The sequence below is a fragment of the Ruegeria sp. BHSB058 genome, assembly GCF_059613285.1.
This window is the reverse complement of record NZ_JBXWSF010000176.1, coordinates 1-2,018: the sequence shown is the minus strand read 5'-3', so window position 1 is coordinate 2,018 and position 2,018 is coordinate 1. Positions and strand designations below refer to the sequence as shown.

Annotated in this window: 2 protein-coding genes; both read left to right on the top strand. The window is 56.6% G+C overall.

The window, feature by feature from the left end; genetic code table 11:
• Positions 1–254: 254 nt before the first annotated feature.
• Positions 255–908, top strand: a complete 654-nt coding sequence (locus AC2FNB_RS21130) for a hypothetical protein (protein WP_496748692.1) — start codon at positions 255–257, stop codon at positions 906–908.
• A gap of 235 nt (positions 909–1,143) precedes the next feature.
• A complete protein-coding gene (locus AC2FNB_RS21125; RefSeq protein WP_496748691.1) occupies positions 1,144–1,986 on the top strand; it encodes a hypothetical protein in 843 nt (280 codons plus the stop codon).
• Positions 1,987–2,018 lie beyond the last annotated feature (32 nt).

Here is a 2,018-nt window from a genome sequence, read left to right as displayed (position 1 = left end):
CTTTCTGGCCGCTTGCTGGCCATGACTCATCTCTTTTAAAACCATAAACTATCATGAGGTTGCCGACTCATAAAGTGGCATCCCGTCCGCAAATTTGGCCGGTTCTTTGGCCGCAACTCCTCCGCGGCCCGCTGCTAGGCTCGAGAATATGACGAGCGACAAAGGCAAGACTTGCGCGCAATCATCAATCAAATCACCTTGCGATCATTAATGTTGTTTCGTATCGATGCGCCATTATAGATGGAGTCGGCATCATGAAGCACGTGATCCACGGCGTGGCAACAGCCACGGCACTAAGCATTTCCGGGCTAATGGCCTCGTCAGGTCCGGCTCAAGCCTATCAGGTGGACTGTGCAATCCTCCTCTGCCTTGCGGGCGGCTGGCCTGCCTCCGCGCCCTGCGCGCATGCCAGATCGGTCTTCATTCGGCGGATCACGCCATGGCCGATCGAGCCTCCCTTACAAATCTGGCGGTGTCCGATGGGTGTGTCGTTCAACGATCCCAGTCCAATGTCGCCTATGGAACGCCTTTATGACATCACGTTCCGCGATCCGCCCGAACCGCAGGAATCGACGCCTGTGCCCCCTGTCCGCGTCCAAGCGGATGAACAAGCCGACATCGACATCTCAGGCGACGCCTTTGATTTCGTGCGCAGCATCCGCGTTTATCACATCCGGTACAGTCAAAATAAGGGCCGAGACAGCGAGTGTTATCGCAGCGACTCCACGCAATTGGGGTCCTACGGCGTGCAGGGCGATTACCGATGGACAAGATCCGACGTGAGCCAAGTGCCTGCCGCATCAGGCCTGAGCATCCCGAATGGATGCGGCAACTACGTCTACCGTTCCGTCTTCGTCGACTGGCGTGATCACGCCGGGAACTATGGTTCTGAAGAAGTTCGCTTCTAACAAAATCTGCGCGCGGTTTCGCCGTGCGCGTCCTCACAATCCCGCATGGGAGTCTGTGCAAACCCCAGAAAAGGAGACGACGCCAGACCGTGAAGCCTGACGCCGTGCTAGAAAACTCCGTGAACAAGAGTTTCCTAGCGCACCGCTAAAACACCTGCAACCAGCAAAGTTGTTTTGCTGGCAAGAATGTTGTTGTCTCACGACATGGCGTCGGATCTCCAAGGAGACCTCGACTATGGAACCTACGACCGGCCTGATCCTGCGACGGATCACGCAGACAAATCTCTCTGTTGCAGCGCATAAGCTTGCTACCCTCATCCTCGATGCCATCGCCTGGAAGGATGGCTACAACGGTTTGTCGCGCGGAACGGCAGCGTTCACCCTCTCGGCCCTGGCGGAGAAGATGGGTGTCTCACGACAATATCTCTCGGTTCTTTTGAGCGAACTTGAGACGTCGGAGTTGCAGCTCGAGCGGGCGAAGCCGAATGGCAAGTTCGCGCCCTGGATCTTTCGGTTTTCAGCCTTCGACGAAGAGAGTGAAACCCATGATCTCGTGTCAGGTGAAGGCGACACATCACTATCTAGAGAAAATAATAACAAAACTATCTTCTCAGGGCTGATCGAAATCACCCCGAGTTCGAACGTTTTTCAGACCAGTTGGGCGGAGCTCATCAAAGCAGCGAAGGCCACGTTGCCCTGCTGGAACGTCGACACGCAGGTCATCTGGGACCGCTTCCTCGCCTTCAACCGATCCCGAGGCAACGGCAGGGTGCCGGCCGGCTTCCTGCTTGGCTTCATGCGCCGATGGCAGAATTCGCCGGGAACTCCGCCTCAACCCGAGGTGAAATCATCGCAGAAACGGGTAGCAGACCCCAAAGAGCGCGAATTGCTGAGACAGATGCAAGCCGCGCCGACTGCGAACCGCCAGTTCCATGCGTCCGACCTGTGTCGTTTGATCGGGCACGCTGCTTACGAAGCGCGGGTACTCGATGTGATCCGCAAGTTTGGGTGCCAGAGGTTTTCAGCAACTTTGGCGGTGCACGGAAGAGCGGTGTTGGCAGGGGAAATTTCCAGCTAGGTTCGCTTGCCAGGCTTTGGGGCCGGGAAAAC